This window comes from Geminicoccus harenae, assembly GCF_019800005.1.
Taxonomy (GTDB): domain Bacteria; phylum Pseudomonadota; class Alphaproteobacteria; order Geminicoccales; family Geminicoccaceae; genus Geminicoccus; species Geminicoccus harenae.
This window is the reverse complement of record NZ_JABGCL010000004.1, coordinates 88,291-102,254: the sequence shown is the minus strand read 5'-3', so window position 1 is coordinate 102,254 and position 13,964 is coordinate 88,291. Positions and strand designations below refer to the sequence as shown.

Here is a 13,964-nt window from a genome sequence, read left to right as displayed (position 1 = left end):
CGGGCCTGCGGAAGACTAGCTCAAGCGCCCTGGCGAAGCACGCGCGTGCATTCGGCCAGCACCGAGATCGCAATCTCGGCCGGGCTCACCGCACCGATGGGCAGGCCGGCGGGGCCGCGGATTCGTGCGGTCGTCGCCGGGTCATGGCCCAGCGCCTGCAGGCGCTCCTGCCGGGCGGCGGCATTCTTCTTCGAGCCCAGGGCTGCGATGTAGAAGGCATCGCTCTTCAGCGCCACGTCCAGGGCCGGATCATCCAGCTTCGGGTCGTGGACCAGGGCGATCACCGCGGTGCGCCGGTCGGGCGCCAGCTGCTCCAGCGCCTCGTCGGGCCATTCCTGGGTGACGCGCGTGTTCGGGAAGCGCTGGTCGGTGGCGAACGCGCGGCGCGGGTCGACCACCGTCACCTCGTAGCCGGCCAGCTCCGCCATCGGCGCCAGCGACTGGGTGATGTGGACGGCGCCCACGATAATCATGCGCAAGGGCGGGTTGAACACCTGGAGGAAGGCCTTGCCGGCACTGGTGTCCCCGGTCTTCGAGCGATCCTCGCGCAGTGCGGCGCGCGCTGCCTCCAGCACGTCCTCGGGCAAGGGCGCACCCTCGGTCTGCTGGCCGTCGACCACCAGCGCCTCGGTGCCGCCCTGGTCCAGAAGGCGGACCAGGCAGACTTGGCGCTTGGCCTTGCGCGCGGCTTCCAGCGCGTCCAGCAGGGCCAGCTTCATTCCACCGCCTCGACCCAGACCTGGACCTTGCCGCCGCAGGCCAGGCCGACTTCCCAGGCCTGCTCGTTGGTCACGCCGAACTCGAGCAGCTTCGGCGCCGCACCGTCCATGACTTCGCGGGCCTCGCGCACCACCGCTCCCTCGATGCAGCCGCCCGAGACCGAGCCCATCATCGCCCCGGTTTCGTCCACGACCAGCTGGCTGCCGGCCGGGCGGGGCGAGCTGCCCCAGGTGCTGACCACGGTGGCCAGCGCCACCTTCTTGCCGGCCTGCTTCCAGTCGCGGGCCAGCTCCAACAGATTCTCGTCGGCGATCATGCCGCCTCCTTCCGGGCGCGTCTCACCCAGCTGTCGACGCTCTCCGGCCGGCGCTGCCCTTCCTGGGACAGGACCTGGGTGAGCTGCTTCAGGCTGGACAGGCTGTGCACCGAACGCAGCTCGTCCACGTGCCGGATCATCGCCTGGGCACCCTTCGAGATGGGTTCGTAGCCGTCATAGCGCAACAACGGGTTCAGCCAGATCAGGCGGCGGCAGGACTTGTGCAGCCGCTCCATCTCTTCCTCCAGCCCGTCGCCGGCATCGCGGTCCAGGCCGTCGGTGATCAGCAGCACCATGGCACCCTGGCCCAGGACGCGGCGCGACCAGCTCCGGTTGAAGTCCTCCAGCGCATGACCGATCCGGGTGCCACCTTCCCAGTCGTCGACCAGCTTGCCGATCTTGTCGAGCGCCACGTCCACGTCGCGCGCGCGCAGCGCCCGGGTGACATTGGTGAGCCGCGTGCCGAACAGGAAGCTATGGACCCGGTCGCGGTCGTTGGTGATCGCGTGCATGAACAGGAGCAGCATGCGCGAATAGCGCGCCATGCTGCCGGAGATGTCGCACAGGACCACCAGCGGCGGATGGCGGCGGACCCGCTCCTTGCGGGCGAGGTCGATGGCGGCACCGCCGCCGCGCAGCGAGTTGCGCAGGGTCTTGCGCATGTCGACCCGGGCACCCAGCGCGTCGGCCCGGAAGCGGCGGGTCGGCACGTCCACGATCGGCAGGCGGAGCCGCGCGATCTCGCGCTTGGCCTCCTCCAGCTCGTCCGCGGACATCTGCTCGAAGTCCTTCTTCTGGAGGAGCTCCTTGTCCGACCAGGTCAGCGACATGTCGAGCTCGATCTCTTCCTCGGCGAGCTCGCCCTCGTCCTCGCCCTGACCGGGCAGGCGCTGCGGGGCCAGCGCCTCGGCCAGGCGCCGGTTCGGCTGGTCGGTCTGCTTGAAGTTCTCGTCGGGGCGGATCTGCGGCAGCAGCATCTGCATCAGCCGCTCGAGCAGGCGCGGGTCCTTCCAGAAGATGTGGAAGGCCTGGTCGAACAGTTCCTTGTGCTCGCGGCGCGCCACGAACACGGAGAACAGCGCCCAGTAGAAGTCGTCGCGCCGGCCGACGCCCACGGTGCCCACCGCCTCCATCGCGCGCAGCACATGGCCGGGCCCGACCGGCATGCCGGCGGCGCGCAGGGTGCGGGCGAAATGCATGATGTTGAGGGCCAGGCGGCCGGGCGTGCCGGTCGTCTCGAACACCTCGACCGGGGCGCGGGTGCGCGCCGGCGCTTCGGACTTCTCCATGCCGTGCTCGTCCGGGCTCAGCGCACGGCCGGCCGGGTGGCCAGGTTGACCTCGCTGAGCAGCCGTGCCGCCTCGCTGCCCTGGATGCGCTGGATGTCGTCCTGGTACTTCAGCAGCGTGCCGAGCGTGTCGTTGATCACCTCGTTGGTGAGCTCCATGCAGTCCAGCGTATTGAGCGCCCGGGTCCAGTCCAGGGTCTCTGCGACACCCGGCAGCTTGAACAGGTCCTGCTGGCGCAGCTTCTGGACGAAGGCCACGATCTGCTCGCTCAAGGCACGCTCCACCTCCGGCATCCGGGTGCGGACGATCTCGACCTCGCGCTCGGCACTCGGATAGTCGACCCAATGGTAGAAGCAGCGGCGCTTGAGCGCGTCGTGGATCTCGCGGGTGCGGTTGGAGGTGATGATCACGATCGGCGGCTGGTCCGCCCGGATCGTGCCGAGCTCCGGGATGCTGATCTGGAAGTCGGACAGCACTTCCAGGAGATAAGCCTCGAACGGCTCGTCGGTGCGGTCCAGCTCGTCGATCAGCAGCACCGGCGCCCCGCCGACATCGGGCTCGAGCGCCTGGAGCAGGGGCCGGCGGATCAGGAACTCCTCGGAGAAGATGTCCTTGGCGAGCGTGGTGCGGTCGGTGTCGCCCGACGCCTCGGCCAGCCGGATCTCCAGCATCTGCCGGGCATAGTTCCACTCATAGACCGCCGAGGCGACGTCCAGCCCCTCGTAGCACTGCAGGCGCACCAGCTTGCGGCCGAGCGTCTCGGACAGGACCTTGGCGATCTCGGTCTTGCCGACGCCCGCCTCGCCTTCCAGGAACAGCGGCCGGCCCAGCTTCAGGGCGAGGAACAGCGAGGTCGCCAGCGAACGGTCGGCCACATAGGAGCCATGGCGGAGCAGGTCGACGGTGGTGTCGACGGACGAGGGCATCGGCAGGGGCATCAGATTCTCGTGGACGGTAAAGCACAGGTGGCTGCCCTGGCAGGATAATGGAATCATGGCCTGCTGCCAGCCGCTATTCAGTTGGCCACCGGAGCCGGCCGGGACAAGCCTGCCTGGCTGCCCCGAGAAAACGATGCCGGCGCAGCGTTCCGGGCCGGGGCGATGAAGTCGCGGGTCCTTTGACGGGCAGGACGCAAGGGCGCAGTGTCGCCGGCTGGCAGATCCATGCCATGGTTGGGTGAGGGAGCGACCCGATGAGCCGCAACCTGTTGCTGGGCCTCGTAGCGCTGGCAGCCCTGCATCCAAGCCCTGGATCGGCGGCGGGCGACGGCCAGGTGGTCGCACCCGGCGTCGCCGAGGCCCAGGCCTTCATCGACGAGGCGGAGGCACAGCTCGCCCAGGCGCGCGAGCTGTGGAACCGGACGCTCTGGGTGAAGCAGAACTTCATCACCTTCGACACCGACCTCCTCGCGGCCAATGCCACCGAGAACTACAACAATCTGATCGTGGGCCTGCTCGGGCGCGCCAAGGCCTATGACGGAATGGACCTGCCGGGCGAGCTCGCGCGCAAGCTCGAGCTGCTGAAGCGCCAGATCGACGTGCCGCCGCCCGACGACCCGGCCAAGTCGGCGGAGCTGGCCAGGCTCACCACCGAGCTGGACAGCATGTATGGCCAGGGCGAGTACTGCCAGGACGGCAAGTGCCGGGACCTGGAGGAGCTGTCCGAGCTGATGCGCAGCTCGCGCAATGAGGCGGCGCTGCTCGACGCCTGGACCGGCTGGCATAGCATCGCACCGCCCATGAAAGACAAGTACGTCCGCATGGTGACGATCGCCAACGAAGGGGCCCGCGACCTGGGCTTCGCCGACGTCGGCAGCTTCTGGCAGTCCCGCTACGACATGCCGCCCGCCGACTTCGTGGCGGAGACCGACCGGCTCTGGAACGAGGTCAAGCCGCTCTACCAGGCGCTGCACTGCCATGTGCGGGCGAAGCTCGGCGAGGCCTACGGTACGGACGTGGTACCACCGGCCGGGCCGATTCCCGCCCACCTGCTCGGCAATATGTGGGCGCAGGAATGGGGCAACATCTACGACCTGGTGGCGCCCGAGGACGCCGACCAGGGCTATGACCTGACCGAGATCCTGGAGGCCCGGAAGTTCGACGCCGAGGGCATCGTCCGGACGGCGGAGGGGTTCTTCACCAGCCTGGGCTTTTCGCCCCTGCCGGAGACGTTCTGGCAAAGGTCGCTCTTGACCAAGCCCGAGGACCGCGAGGTGGTCTGCCACGCCAGTGCCTGGGACCTGGACGACCAGGAGGACCTGCGCATCAAGATGTGCGTCAGGATCAACGAGGAGGACTTCCGCACGGCCCACCACGAGCTCGGGCACAATTTCTACTTCCGCGCCTACAAGGACCAGCCGCTCCTGTTCCGCGACGGGGCCAATGATGGCTTCCACGAGGCGATCGGCGACACGATCGCCCTGTCGATCACCCCTGAATATCTCGTGCGGATCGGCCTGCTCGATCAGGCGCCGGATGCGTCGCGCGACACGGGCTTGCTACTGAGGCAGGCGCTGGACGGGGTGGCCTTCCTGCCGTTCGGGCTGCTGGTCGACCGCTGGCGTTGGCAGGTCTTCAGCGGCGAGGCGGGACCTACCGAGTACAACGCGACCTGGTGGCAGCTCCGGGAGGACTATCAGGGGATCAAGGCGCCGGTCGCACGCCCACCGGACGCGTTCGATCCGGGGGCGAAGTACCACATCCCCGGCAACGTGCCCTATATGCGCTACTTCCTGGCCCGCATCCTCCAGTACCAGTTCCACCAAGCCGCCTGCGCGCAGGCCGGCTTTGAGGGGCCGCTGCACCGCTGCTCGATCTACGACGACAAGGAAGTGGGCCAGGGCCTCCAGGCGATGCTGGCGATGGGCGCCAGCAGGCCATGGCCGGAGGTCCTTCAGGCGTTCACGGGTACCGACCGCCTGGATGCCACGGCGCTGCTGGCCTATTTCGCCCCGCTGAAAACCTGGCTCGACGAGCAGAACCGCGATCGCCAGTGCGGCTGGTAGCCTTTCGCGCCGGGCCGCTATCCGGCCAGTGACGCGTCCAGGCTGATCTTCGCGTTCAGCACTTTCGAGACCGGGCAGCCTGCCTTGGCCTTGTCGGTGAGTTCCTGGAACTGCGCCTGGTCGATGCGGGGGATCTTCGCCTTCAGGGTCAGATGGACGGCCGTGATCGCGAAGCCGTCGCCCTGCTTGTCCAGCGTCACGTCCGCCCTTGTGGACATCTCGTCGGCGGTGAAGCCGGCCTCGCCCAGGATCAGCGACAGGGCCATGGTGAAGCAGCCGGCATGGGCCGCGCCGATCAGCTCCTCGGGATTGGTGCCGGGCCTGCCCTCGAAGCGGCTGGCAAAGCCATACGGGTAGTTCTCGAGCGCGCCGCTCTTCGTCGAAATGGCGCCCTTGCCGTCCTTCAGGCCGCCCTGCCAGATCGCCGACCCGCTGGTGGTGCTCATCCGTTTCATTCCCCCGAGTTTGGTGGTGCTTTCACCTAGTTGCCCGGCCGGGGCCGGGTTCCCCGGTCAGGACGGGCGGGGCTCGAACAGGTAGTTGTTGGGGCCGCGCAGGTTCTCGTCGACCACGATGCGGTGGTTGAGCGGCGGGAAGGCGCGCTGGTCGCAGTCCAGTCGCTCGCACAGGCGGCAGTGCAGCCCGATCGGCACGGCGGTGTCGTCGGAACGGAAGTTGATCCCGTCCGCATAGACGATGCCCGCGGCATGGGCGACGTCGCAGGCCAGGGCCAGGGCGAAGCTCTTGCCGGGCGTGCGGTAGCCGACACCCGGCTTGTTGATCAGCCGGGCTACGCTGAACCAGCGCATGCCGTCCGGCATCTCCGAGACCTGGACCAGGATGCGCCCGGGTGCGCGGAAGGCGTCGTACAGGTTCCAGCGCGGGCAGGCGCCGCCCTGGCGGGCGAACGCAGTATGGGCGCCGCCCAGCCGCTTGGACACGTTGCCGGCCTTGTCGCCGCGGATCAGGATGAACGGGATGCCCTTCGCACCCGGGCGGTGCAGGGTGGTGAGCCGGATCGCCACCTGCTCGAAGCTGGCGCCGAAGCGGCTCTGCAGGAGCTCGATGTCGTAGCGCAGTGCTGTGGCCGAGCGCCAGAAGCGCTCGTAGGGCATCATCACCGCACCGGCCAGATAGTTGGCGAAGACGATCCGGCCGAGCCGCGCCGTGTCCGGGCCGGAGAGGCCGGTGCGGGCCACCATCTCGTCGAGCAGCGGGCGATAGCGCAGGAGCGCCACCTGGACCGCCAGCTGGAAGGTCCGGCTCGGGATCGGCAGCATCTCGGACAGGAGGATCCGGCGGCTGTGCCGGTCGTGGCGCCGCCGCACCGTGCCCATCACGTCGACCGGCATCACCCGCACCTTGAGGGCCAGCTCCTGCTCGAGATAGCGGACCAGCCCGCCCAGCGTGTCGCCGTCCTCGATCTCGCCCACCTGCCAGATCTCCTCGGCGGCGGCCTCCAGCTCCGGGAAATGATGCTCGCGGCCCTGCATCCAGTCGTTGATCTGGTCGAACGGCGAGCTGGTCCGGAGCGGCGCATCGGGCACGGCCTCCTGCTCGCCCAGGAGGCGCAGTGTTTCCCGCGCCTCGGCGAACGAGCGGTAGAGGGTGATCACCGCTTCCGCGGCGGCCGGCGCCTGGCTAGCCAGATCGAGCAGGTCCTGGCGCGCCAGCGGGCCGCCCGGCCGGCCGGACTGGCTGAACAAGGGGTCGCCGAACACTTCGGTCAGGCCGCTCACCAGGCGCTCGGCCTCGTCCTCGGCAAAGCTCGCGAGGTCGACGTCGAATACCGCGCCGACCTTGAGCAAGATCTCGACGGTGACCGCGCGCTGGTTGCTCTCGATCAGGTTCAGATAGCTGGTGGAGATGGCGAGCTGCTGGGCGAGCTGGGCCTGGGTCAGGCCGCGCTCGCGGCGCAGCCGGCGGATCTTGTGGCCGAGCATGCGCTTGCGGCTCATCGGTCCTCGCATTGTAAAGACAGCTACAAACTTACAGAAGTTGACTAATACGATTTACAACTTCGCCTGATCACCTTGCCCTGGCCTGTCCTGGCCCATTGCGAAGCGCCCCCCATTGATGATCATGCAAGACACCCATCGCCCACCGGGCATCAGGTGTAAAGGATTTACAAAATATGGGCAGGGACGCATTGCCGGTGCTCGAGCGCCGGCCGACCGTCGGCGGCAGGTTCGACGGCATCCGCCGCGACTACCGCGAGGAGGACGTGGCGCGGCTGCGCGGCTCGCTGCACATCGAGCACACGTTGGCCAGGCTCGGCGCCGAGCAGCTCTGGCAGATGCTGCACAGCCGCGAGTTCGTGAACACGTTCGGCGCCACCAACGGTAACCAGGCCATGCAGATGGTCCGCGCCGGGCTGGAGGCGATCTACCTGTCCGGCTGGCAGGTCGCGGCTGACGCCAACACCGCCGGTGCGATGTATCCCGACCAGAGCCTGTATCCGGCCAACTCGGTCCCGGAAGTGGTGCGCCGGCTCAACCGCACCCTGCAGCGCGCCGACCAGATCGAGCATGCCGAGGGCGGGGCGCAGCGCCGCTGGTTCGTCCCGATCGTGGCCGACGCCGAGGCCGGCTTCGGCGGGCCGCTCAACGCCTTCGAGCTGATGAAGGCGATGATCGAGGCGGGTGCCGCCGGGGTGCATTTCGAGGACCAGCTCGCCTCGGAGAAAAAGTGCGGCCATCTGGGCGGCAAGGTGCTGGTGCCGATGCGCAGCTTCGTGCGCACGCTCAACGCGGCGCGGCTGGCCGCCGACGTGATGGACGTGCCGACCGTGCTGATCGCGCGCACCGATGCCGAGAGCGCCAAGCTGATCACCTCGGACATCGACGAGCGCGACCATCCCTTCATCGACCGGACCAGCCGCACCGACGAGGGCTTCCACCCGATCCTGCCCGGCCAGCGCATGGAATACTGCATCGCCCGTGGCCTGGCGTTCGCGCCCTATGCCGACCTGCTCTGGATGGAGACCTCGACCCCCGACCTCGACCAGGCGCGACGCTTTGCCGAGGCCATCCACCGCGAGTTCCCGGGCAAGCTCCTGGCCTATAACTGCTCGCCCAGCTTCAACTGGAAGGCCCGGCTGGACGACGCCACCATCGCCAAGTTCCAGCGCGAGCTGGGCGCCATGGGCTACCGGTTCCAGTTCATCACGCTCGCCGGCTTCCACAGCCTGAACTACGCGACCTTCGAGCTGGCCCGCGGCTACGCCCAGCGCCAGATGGCGGCCTATGTCGAGCTGCAGCAGGCGGAGTTCGCCGCCGAGGCCCAAGGCTACACCGCCACCCGCCACCAGCGCGAGGTCGGCACCGGCTATTTCGACCTGGTGAGCCTGGCCATCTCCGGCGGCCGGGCCGCGACCACCGCCCTGAGCGAATCCACCGAGGCCAGCCAGTTTCATTGACCAGACGGGCAAGGAGAGCGTCATGACCCCGATCGCGAGCAAGTTCTGGATCATCGGTGCCGAGTACGACGACGTCAGCTTCGAGCGGCTGGTCGACGGCACCCAGAGCCTGACCGGCCCGTTTGCGACCTATGAGCGGGCATTGGGCGAGTGGCGACGGCTGGCCGAGGGGACCCGCTGCAACGCGCATCACCGCTATGTCATCGCCCACGAGCCGCCGCCGCGGCGCCATGGCCAGCCGGCGGCAGTTCTACAAGCCTGAAGGCGGGCAAGCACAGGATCGGACCAGCCAGGGCACGTCTGGAAGATCGACGGCCCCGCGCATGGAGAAGCGATTTCCGATCGCGATATTGCCATCGACATGCCGGTAGTGTTCTCTGAGATCAATGTTGCCGTCCTGCCAGCGGACCATGATCGCGAAGCATGGTCGCCGCTGGACGGGCTCGTCACTTTGGTCAGGGAACCGTCGATGGCGATCAACTTGGCCGTGAAGTTCGCGATCACGGCAGCGGCACTTGGCTGCGCCACGCGCAAGGATCTGGCCCGCGCCTTCGCCAGGGCCAACCCCGCGACCAGCTTCGACCTGGACCGCTCCTACAAATGGCTGCAGGGCCGGGCCCAGCCGCGCGATCCCAGGCTGTATGGCGAATGGCTGGGCCTGCTCGGGCTGGCCCGGTCGCGCGACTGGATCCTGGAAAGCAGCTCGGACGAGTTCCTCGATGCGGTCGCCGAGAGCCTGGGGCAGGCGAGGGCGGAACTCTGGCAGCAGGCCAAAGCCTTCCTGGGCGAGGAGACCGCCGAAGGCTCGCCGATGGCATTCCGGCGGCAGATGGAAGGGGTGTTCGCCGCCTATTCCTGGGCCTGGTCGCCCTATCAGACCGGCCGGCTCATCCGCGGCACGCTGGCGATCCAGGGGTCGCGGCGGCCGGGCCGGCTGGATGTCGTGTACAGCGAGATGCTGGGGGCAGGCCTGACCCGGATGTACGGCAGCAGCCTCGACAATCCCAGCTCTGTGGTGCTGAGCCTGACCCATGCCGAGGGCGAGCAGCCGCTGTTCTTCTCGCTGCTGCGCCCGAACGCGCCCAGCAGCGTGCTGATCGGCCATCTGACCGGTGCCGCCCTGATCGGCCCGCAGCCGCCCTTGTGCACCTCCCGGATCGTGGTGGTGCGGGTGCCGGCCGCCCAGGAGGAGGTCGAGGCGGGCAACCGCTACCTGCCTGCGGATCAGCCCATCACCGCCGACCTGGCGCAGCTCGGCCTGCCGCTGGCGCCGGCGGAGCCGGTGGAGCAGGCCATCCGCCAATTCCTGAACGGGGCGGTGGAGCAGGGGGTGGACCGGGTCACCACGGACCTCCTGTCGGTGATCGCCCGGCTCCTGGACCCGCTCTGGCTGAACGACGGCACGGCCTGAACCCCAGGGGTGTCGAATAAGCAAAGGGCCCCGAAAAGGGGCCCTTTGCCGTCAGCGATCCGCCTGTTGAGGCCTGATCACCCGATCTTCGCCAGCGCCCGCTTGGCGACCACCTTGATCAGATGGGCGCGATACTCGGCCGAGGCATGGATGTCCGCGTTCAGGCCGCTTGCATCGACGTTCAGGTGCTGGATGGCATCCGCGGCGAAGTTCGTGGACAGCGCCTGCTCGAACTCGGGCAGGCGGAACACGCAGGGGCCGGCCCCGGTCACCGCGACCCGCACGCCGCCGGCCGTCTTCGCGACGAACACGCCGACCATGGCATAGCGCGAGGCGGGGTTGCGGAACTTCTCGTAGGCGGCGGCCACGGGCTTGGGGAAGCTCACCGCCGTGACGATCTCGCCTTCCTCCAGCGCGGTCTCGAACAGGCCGGTGAAGAAGTCCTCGCCAGCGATCTGGCGCCGGTCGGTGATCACCGTGGCACCGAGGCCGACCACGGCACCCGGATAGTCCGCGGCCGGGTCGTTGTTGCTGATCGAGCCGCCGAGCGTGCCGCGATTGCGGACCTGGGTGTCGCCGATCACGCCCGCCATGTCGGCCAGCGCCGGGATCATCGACTTCACCGTGGCATCGCGCATGACCTCGCCATGCTTCACCATGGCGCCGATCACGACATTGTCGCCCTCGGCACGGATGCCGCGCAGCTCGGCGATGCCGCCCAGGTCGATCACGTCGGAAGGCTGGGCCAGCCGCTGCTTGAGCGTCGGGATGAAGGTCTGACCGCCGGCCAGCAGCTTGGCGTCCGGATGATCGGCCAGCAGCTTCACCGCATCCGCGACCGACCCGGGCCGATGATATCCGAATGCATACATCGCTTCAGCTCTCTCTCAGGTTCACTCGGCCGCCTGGGCCAGTTGGGTCTTCTGCAGGGCGCGCCACACCTTCTCCGGGGTGGCCGGCATGGAGATGCGGGTGCCGATCGCATCGGCGACGGCGTTCATCACCGCGGGCGGCGAGCCGATCGCACCCGCCTCGCCGCAGCCCTTCACGCCCAGCGAGTTGTGGGTGCAGGCCGTGCCGGCCGTGGTGTGCACCACGAAGGAGGGCAGGTCGTCCGCGCGCGGCATGGTGTAGTCCATGTAGGACGCGGAGATGAGCTGGCCGCTCTCGTCATAGACCGCGTTCTCGAGCAGCGCCTGGCCGATGCCCTGGGCGAGCCCGCCATGCACCTGGCCCTCGACGATCATCGGGTTGATGACGTTGCCGAAATCGTCGACCGCGGTGAACTTCTGGATCTCGACGACGCCGCTGTCCGGGTCGACCTCAAGCTCGCAGATATAGACGCCGGACGGGTAGGTGAAGTTCGCCGGGTCGTAGTAGGCGGTCTCTTCCATGCCGGGCTCAAGGCCGGGCGGGTAGTTGTGCGGCACCAGGGCTGCGAACACGATCTCGCCGATCGACTTGGACCGGTCGGTGCCCGCCACCGAGAAGTTGCCGTCCTGGAAGACGATGTCCTGCTCGGAGGCTTCCAGCAGGTGCGCTGCGATCTTCTTGCCCTTGGCGATGACCTTGTCGCAGGCCTTGACCAGCGCCTCGCCGCCGACCGCCAGCGAGCGCGAGCCATAGGTGCCCATGCCGACCGTGGTCTTGGACGTGTCGCCGTGGATTACGTCGACATCCTCGTAGGCCACGCCGAGCTTGGAGGCGACGAGCTGCGCGAACGTGGTCTCGTGGCCCTGGCCGTGGCTGTGCGTCCCGGTCAGCACCTGCACCTTGCCGGTATGGCTGAAGCGGACCTTCGCACTCTCCCACAGGCCCACGCCGGCACCGAGCGACCCGATCACCGCCGAAGGGGCGATGCCGCAGGCCTCGATATAGGCGGAAAAGCCGATGCCGCGCAGCTTGCCCTTCGCCTCGGACTGCCGGCGCCGCTCCGGGAACCCGGCATAGTCGGCCAGCTCCAGCGCCTTGTCCAGGCAGGGCTCGTAGTCGCCGGTGTCGTACTGGAGCGCCACCGGGGTCTGGTAGGGGAAGGCGTCCTTGGGAATGAAGTTGCGCCGGCGGATCTCCGCCGGGTCCAGCTTCATGTCCTTGGCGCACTCCTCGACCAGCGTCTCCACGAGGTAGGTCGCCTCTGGCCGGCCAGCACCGCGATAGGCGTCCACCGGGGCGGTGTTGGTGTAGTAGGCCTGGACGTCGCAATAGATGGCCGGGGTCTTGTACTGACCGGCCAAGAGCGTCGCGTAGAGATAGGTCGGGATGCAGGACGAGAAGGTGCTCAAGTAGGCACCCATGTTCGCCTTGGTGTTCACCCGCAGCGCCAGGAACTGGCCGTTCTCGTCCATCGCCATCTCGGCGACCGAGACATGGTCACGGCCATGCGCGTCGGAAAGGAACGCCTCGGTACGGTCCGCGGTCCACTTGACCGGCCGGCGCACCTTCTTGGACGCCCAGAGGCAGACGCATTCCTCGGCATAGATGAAGATCTTCGAGCCGAACCCGCCGCCCACGTCGGGTGCGATCACGGTGAGCTTGTGCTCAGGAGCGATGCCGACGAAGGCCGAAATCACCAGCCGGGCCACGTGCGGGTTCTGGCTGGTGGTGTAGAGCGTGTAGGCGTCCATGCCCGTGTCGTAGTGACCGAGCGCGGCCCTGGGCTCCATCGCGTTGGGCACCAGGCGGTTGTTGATCAGCTCGACGCGGGTGACGTGCTTGGCCTGGGCGAAGGCTGCGTCGGTCGCCACCTTGTCGCCGATCTCCCAGTCATAGACCAGGTTGTTCGGGATGTCGTCGTGGATGTCGACGCCGCTGTCATGCGTCTTGGCGACATCCACCGCGGCCGGCAGCACGCCGTACTCGACCTCGACCGCCTCGGCCGCGTCGCGGGCCTGCTGCAGGGTCTCGGCCACCACCACGGCGACATGGTCGCCGACATAGCGGACCTTGCGGTGCGCCAGGATCGGATGCGGCCCGGCCTTCATCGGCGAGCCGTCCTTGGACTTGACCATCCAGCCGCAGATCAGGCCGCCCAGCCCGTCGGCCGCCACCTCCTCGCCGGTGAACACGCCGAGCACGCCCGGCATCGCCTCGGCTGCGGAGCGGTCGATCGAGTTGATCGTCGCGTGGGCATGCGGGCTGCGCACGAAGCAGGCATAGGCCTGGTGCGGAAGCTGGATGTCGTCGGTGTAGCGTCCGCTCCCGGTGATGAAGCGCAGGTCTTCCTTGCGCTTCACCGAGCTACCGATGCCGTTGGTCGCCATGTGGTGGTCCGCCCCTGATCACGAGGTCAGCTATCTTCGTTGTTCTTGTCGGATGCCGGCAGGCCGCCGGCTCACATGGCCTGGGCGCCGGCGATCACCGCCTTGACGATGTTGTGGTAGCCGGTGCAGCGGCAGATGTTGCCTTCCAGACCCTCGCGCACATAGTGCTCGTCGATCGTGATGCCCTGCTCCTTGGCCTTCTTCACCAGGTCGACCGAGGACATGATCATGCCGGTCGTGCAGAAGCCGCACTGCAGGCCGTGGTTCTCGCGGAACGCCTCCTGCATCGGGTGCAGGGTGCCGTTCTGGCCCAGGCCCTCGATCGTGGTCACCGAGGCGCCGTCGAACTGCACCGCCAGCGCGGTGCACGACTTCACCGAATCGCCGTCCACATGCACCACGCAGCAGCCGCACTGCGAGGTGTCGCAGCCGACATGGGTGCCGGTCAGTCCCAGCTCCTCGCGCAGGAAGGTGGAGAGCAGCATGCGCGGCTCGATATCCTTCGTAACCGCCTTACCGTTGACGGTCATCGTGACGCTGGTCATC

The 13,964-nt window shown here is 68.1% G+C and carries 13 protein-coding genes; 4 read left to right on the top strand and 9 right to left on the bottom strand.

The window, feature by feature from the left end; genetic code table 11:
* Nucleotides 1-20 precede the first annotated feature (20 nt).
* From HLA95_RS04475 to HLA95_RS04460, 4 genes are read right to left on the bottom strand one after another with little or no spacing between them, the layout of a single operon-like run.
* Nucleotides 21-719: an XdhC family protein gene (locus HLA95_RS04475; protein WP_191057860.1), complete on the bottom strand. Its 699-nt coding sequence runs from the start codon at nucleotides 717-719 to the stop codon at nucleotides 21-23.
* Nucleotides 716-1,036 (bottom strand): XdhC family protein, encoded by a 321-nt coding sequence (locus tag HLA95_RS04470; protein ID WP_191057861.1) that lies wholly within the window; start codon nucleotides 1,034-1,036, stop codon nucleotides 716-718. The genes HLA95_RS04475 and HLA95_RS04470 overlap by 4 nt, the downstream gene beginning before the upstream one ends.
* Nucleotides 1,033-2,325: a vWA domain-containing protein gene (locus HLA95_RS04465; RefSeq protein WP_191057862.1), complete on the bottom strand. Its 1,293-nt coding sequence runs from the start codon at nucleotides 2,323-2,325 to the stop codon at nucleotides 1,033-1,035. Before HLA95_RS04465 ends, HLA95_RS04470 begins: the two co-directional genes overlap by 4 nt.
* Before the next feature lie 17 nt (nucleotides 2,326-2,342).
* A complete protein-coding gene (locus tag HLA95_RS04460) occupies nucleotides 2,343-3,263 on the bottom strand; it encodes an AAA family ATPase (protein WP_191057863.1) in 921 nt (306 codons plus the stop codon).
* 254 nt (nucleotides 3,264-3,517) lie between these two features.
* Between HLA95_RS04460 and HLA95_RS04455 the strand changes: the two genes are divergently transcribed.
* A complete protein-coding gene (locus HLA95_RS04455) occupies nucleotides 3,518-5,329 on the top strand; it encodes a M2 family metallopeptidase (RefSeq protein ID WP_191057864.1) in 1,812 nt (603 codons plus the stop codon).
* Nucleotides 5,330-5,346: 17 nt separating this feature from the next.
* Here HLA95_RS04455 and HLA95_RS04450 read toward each other — a convergent pair whose 3' ends face one another.
* Together HLA95_RS04450 and HLA95_RS04445 are read right to left on the bottom strand one after the other, a co-directional pair.
* Nucleotides 5,347-5,775, bottom strand: coding sequence for an OsmC family protein (locus tag HLA95_RS04450; protein ID WP_191057865.1), 429 nt, complete (start codon nucleotides 5,773-5,775; stop codon nucleotides 5,347-5,349).
* 66 nt (nucleotides 5,776-5,841) lie between these two features.
* On the bottom strand, nucleotides 5,842-7,287 hold the full coding sequence (locus tag HLA95_RS04445) for a helix-turn-helix domain-containing protein (RefSeq protein WP_191057866.1): 1,446 nt from the start codon (nucleotides 7,285-7,287) through the stop codon (nucleotides 5,842-5,844).
* A gap of 176 nt (nucleotides 7,288-7,463) precedes the next feature.
* Here HLA95_RS04445 and aceA point away from each other — a divergent pair, with 176 nt between their 5' ends.
* The 3 genes from aceA (at nucleotide 7,464) to HLA95_RS04430 (ending at nucleotide 10,158) form a co-directional block, all read left to right on the top strand.
* Nucleotides 7,464-8,747 (top strand): isocitrate lyase, encoded by a 1,284-nt coding sequence (gene aceA, locus HLA95_RS04440; protein WP_191057867.1) that lies wholly within the window; start codon nucleotides 7,464-7,466, stop codon nucleotides 8,745-8,747.
* Between the two features lie 22 nt (nucleotides 8,748-8,769).
* Nucleotides 8,770-9,009 (top strand): DUF4170 domain-containing protein, encoded by a 240-nt coding sequence (locus HLA95_RS04435; protein WP_191057868.1) that lies wholly within the window; start codon nucleotides 8,770-8,772, stop codon nucleotides 9,007-9,009.
* A 207-nt stretch (nucleotides 9,010-9,216) separates the two neighbouring features.
* On the top strand, nucleotides 9,217-10,158 hold the full coding sequence (locus tag HLA95_RS04430) for a hypothetical protein (protein WP_191057869.1): 942 nt from the start codon (nucleotides 9,217-9,219) through the stop codon (nucleotides 10,156-10,158).
* A gap of 77 nt (nucleotides 10,159-10,235) precedes the next feature.
* Here the strand turns inward: HLA95_RS04430 and HLA95_RS04425 are convergent, their stop codons facing one another.
* From HLA95_RS04425 to HLA95_RS04415, 3 genes are all read right to left on the bottom strand, one after another.
* Nucleotides 10,236-11,030, bottom strand: a complete 795-nt coding sequence (locus tag HLA95_RS04425) for an FAD binding domain-containing protein (RefSeq protein WP_191057870.1) — start codon at nucleotides 11,028-11,030, stop codon at nucleotides 10,236-10,238.
* Nucleotides 11,031-11,051: 21 nt separating this feature from the next.
* Nucleotides 11,052-13,418 carry a xanthine dehydrogenase family protein molybdopterin-binding subunit gene (locus HLA95_RS04420; protein WP_191057871.1) on the bottom strand — a complete coding sequence of 789 codons (2,367 nt, stop codon included), beginning with the start codon at nucleotides 13,416-13,418 and terminating at the stop codon, nucleotides 11,052-11,054.
* Between the two features lie 71 nt (nucleotides 13,419-13,489).
* Nucleotides 13,490-13,963: a (2Fe-2S)-binding protein gene (locus HLA95_RS04415; RefSeq protein WP_191057872.1), complete on the bottom strand. Its 474-nt coding sequence runs from the start codon at nucleotides 13,961-13,963 to the stop codon at nucleotides 13,490-13,492.
* Nucleotide 13,964: the final 1 nt, after the last annotated feature.

Excerpts from the sequence above, each read along its gene's own strand:
- HLA95_RS04475 (WP_191057860.1), bottom strand. The coding sequence starts at position 719 with ATGAAGCTGGCCCTGCTGGACGCGCTGGAAGCCGCGCGCAAGGCCAAG.
- HLA95_RS04470 (WP_191057861.1), bottom strand. The coding sequence starts at position 1,036 with ATGATCGCCGACGAGAATCTGTTGGAGCTGGCCCGCGACTGGAAGCAG.
- HLA95_RS04465 (WP_191057862.1), bottom strand. The coding sequence starts at position 2,325 with ATGGAGAAGTCCGAAGCGCCGGCGCGCACCCGCGCCCCGGTCGAGGTG.
- HLA95_RS04460 (WP_191057863.1), bottom strand. The coding sequence starts at position 3,263 with ATGCCCCTGCCGATGCCCTCGTCCGTCGACACCACCGTCGACCTGCTC.
- HLA95_RS04455 (WP_191057864.1), top strand. The coding sequence starts at position 3,518 with ATGAGCCGCAACCTGTTGCTGGGCCTCGTAGCGCTGGCAGCCCTGCAT.
- HLA95_RS04450 (WP_191057865.1), bottom strand. The coding sequence starts at position 5,775 with ATGAGCACCACCAGCGGGTCGGCGATCTGGCAGGGCGGCCTGAAGGAC.
- HLA95_RS04445 (WP_191057866.1), bottom strand. The coding sequence starts at position 7,287 with ATGAGCCGCAAGCGCATGCTCGGCCACAAGATCCGCCGGCTGCGCCGC.
- aceA (WP_191057867.1), top strand. The coding sequence starts at position 7,464 with ATGGGCAGGGACGCATTGCCGGTGCTCGAGCGCCGGCCGACCGTCGGC.
- HLA95_RS04435 (WP_191057868.1), top strand. The coding sequence starts at position 8,770 with ATGACCCCGATCGCGAGCAAGTTCTGGATCATCGGTGCCGAGTACGAC.
- HLA95_RS04430 (WP_191057869.1), top strand. The coding sequence starts at position 9,217 with ATGGCGATCAACTTGGCCGTGAAGTTCGCGATCACGGCAGCGGCACTT.
- HLA95_RS04425 (WP_191057870.1), bottom strand. The coding sequence starts at position 11,030 with ATGTATGCATTCGGATATCATCGGCCCGGGTCGGTCGCGGATGCGGTG.
- HLA95_RS04420 (WP_191057871.1), bottom strand. The coding sequence starts at position 13,418 with ATGGCGACCAACGGCATCGGTAGCTCGGTGAAGCGCAAGGAAGACCTG.
- HLA95_RS04415 (WP_191057872.1), bottom strand. The coding sequence starts at position 13,963 with ATGACCAGCGTCACGATGACCGTCAACGGTAAGGCGGTTACGAAGGAT.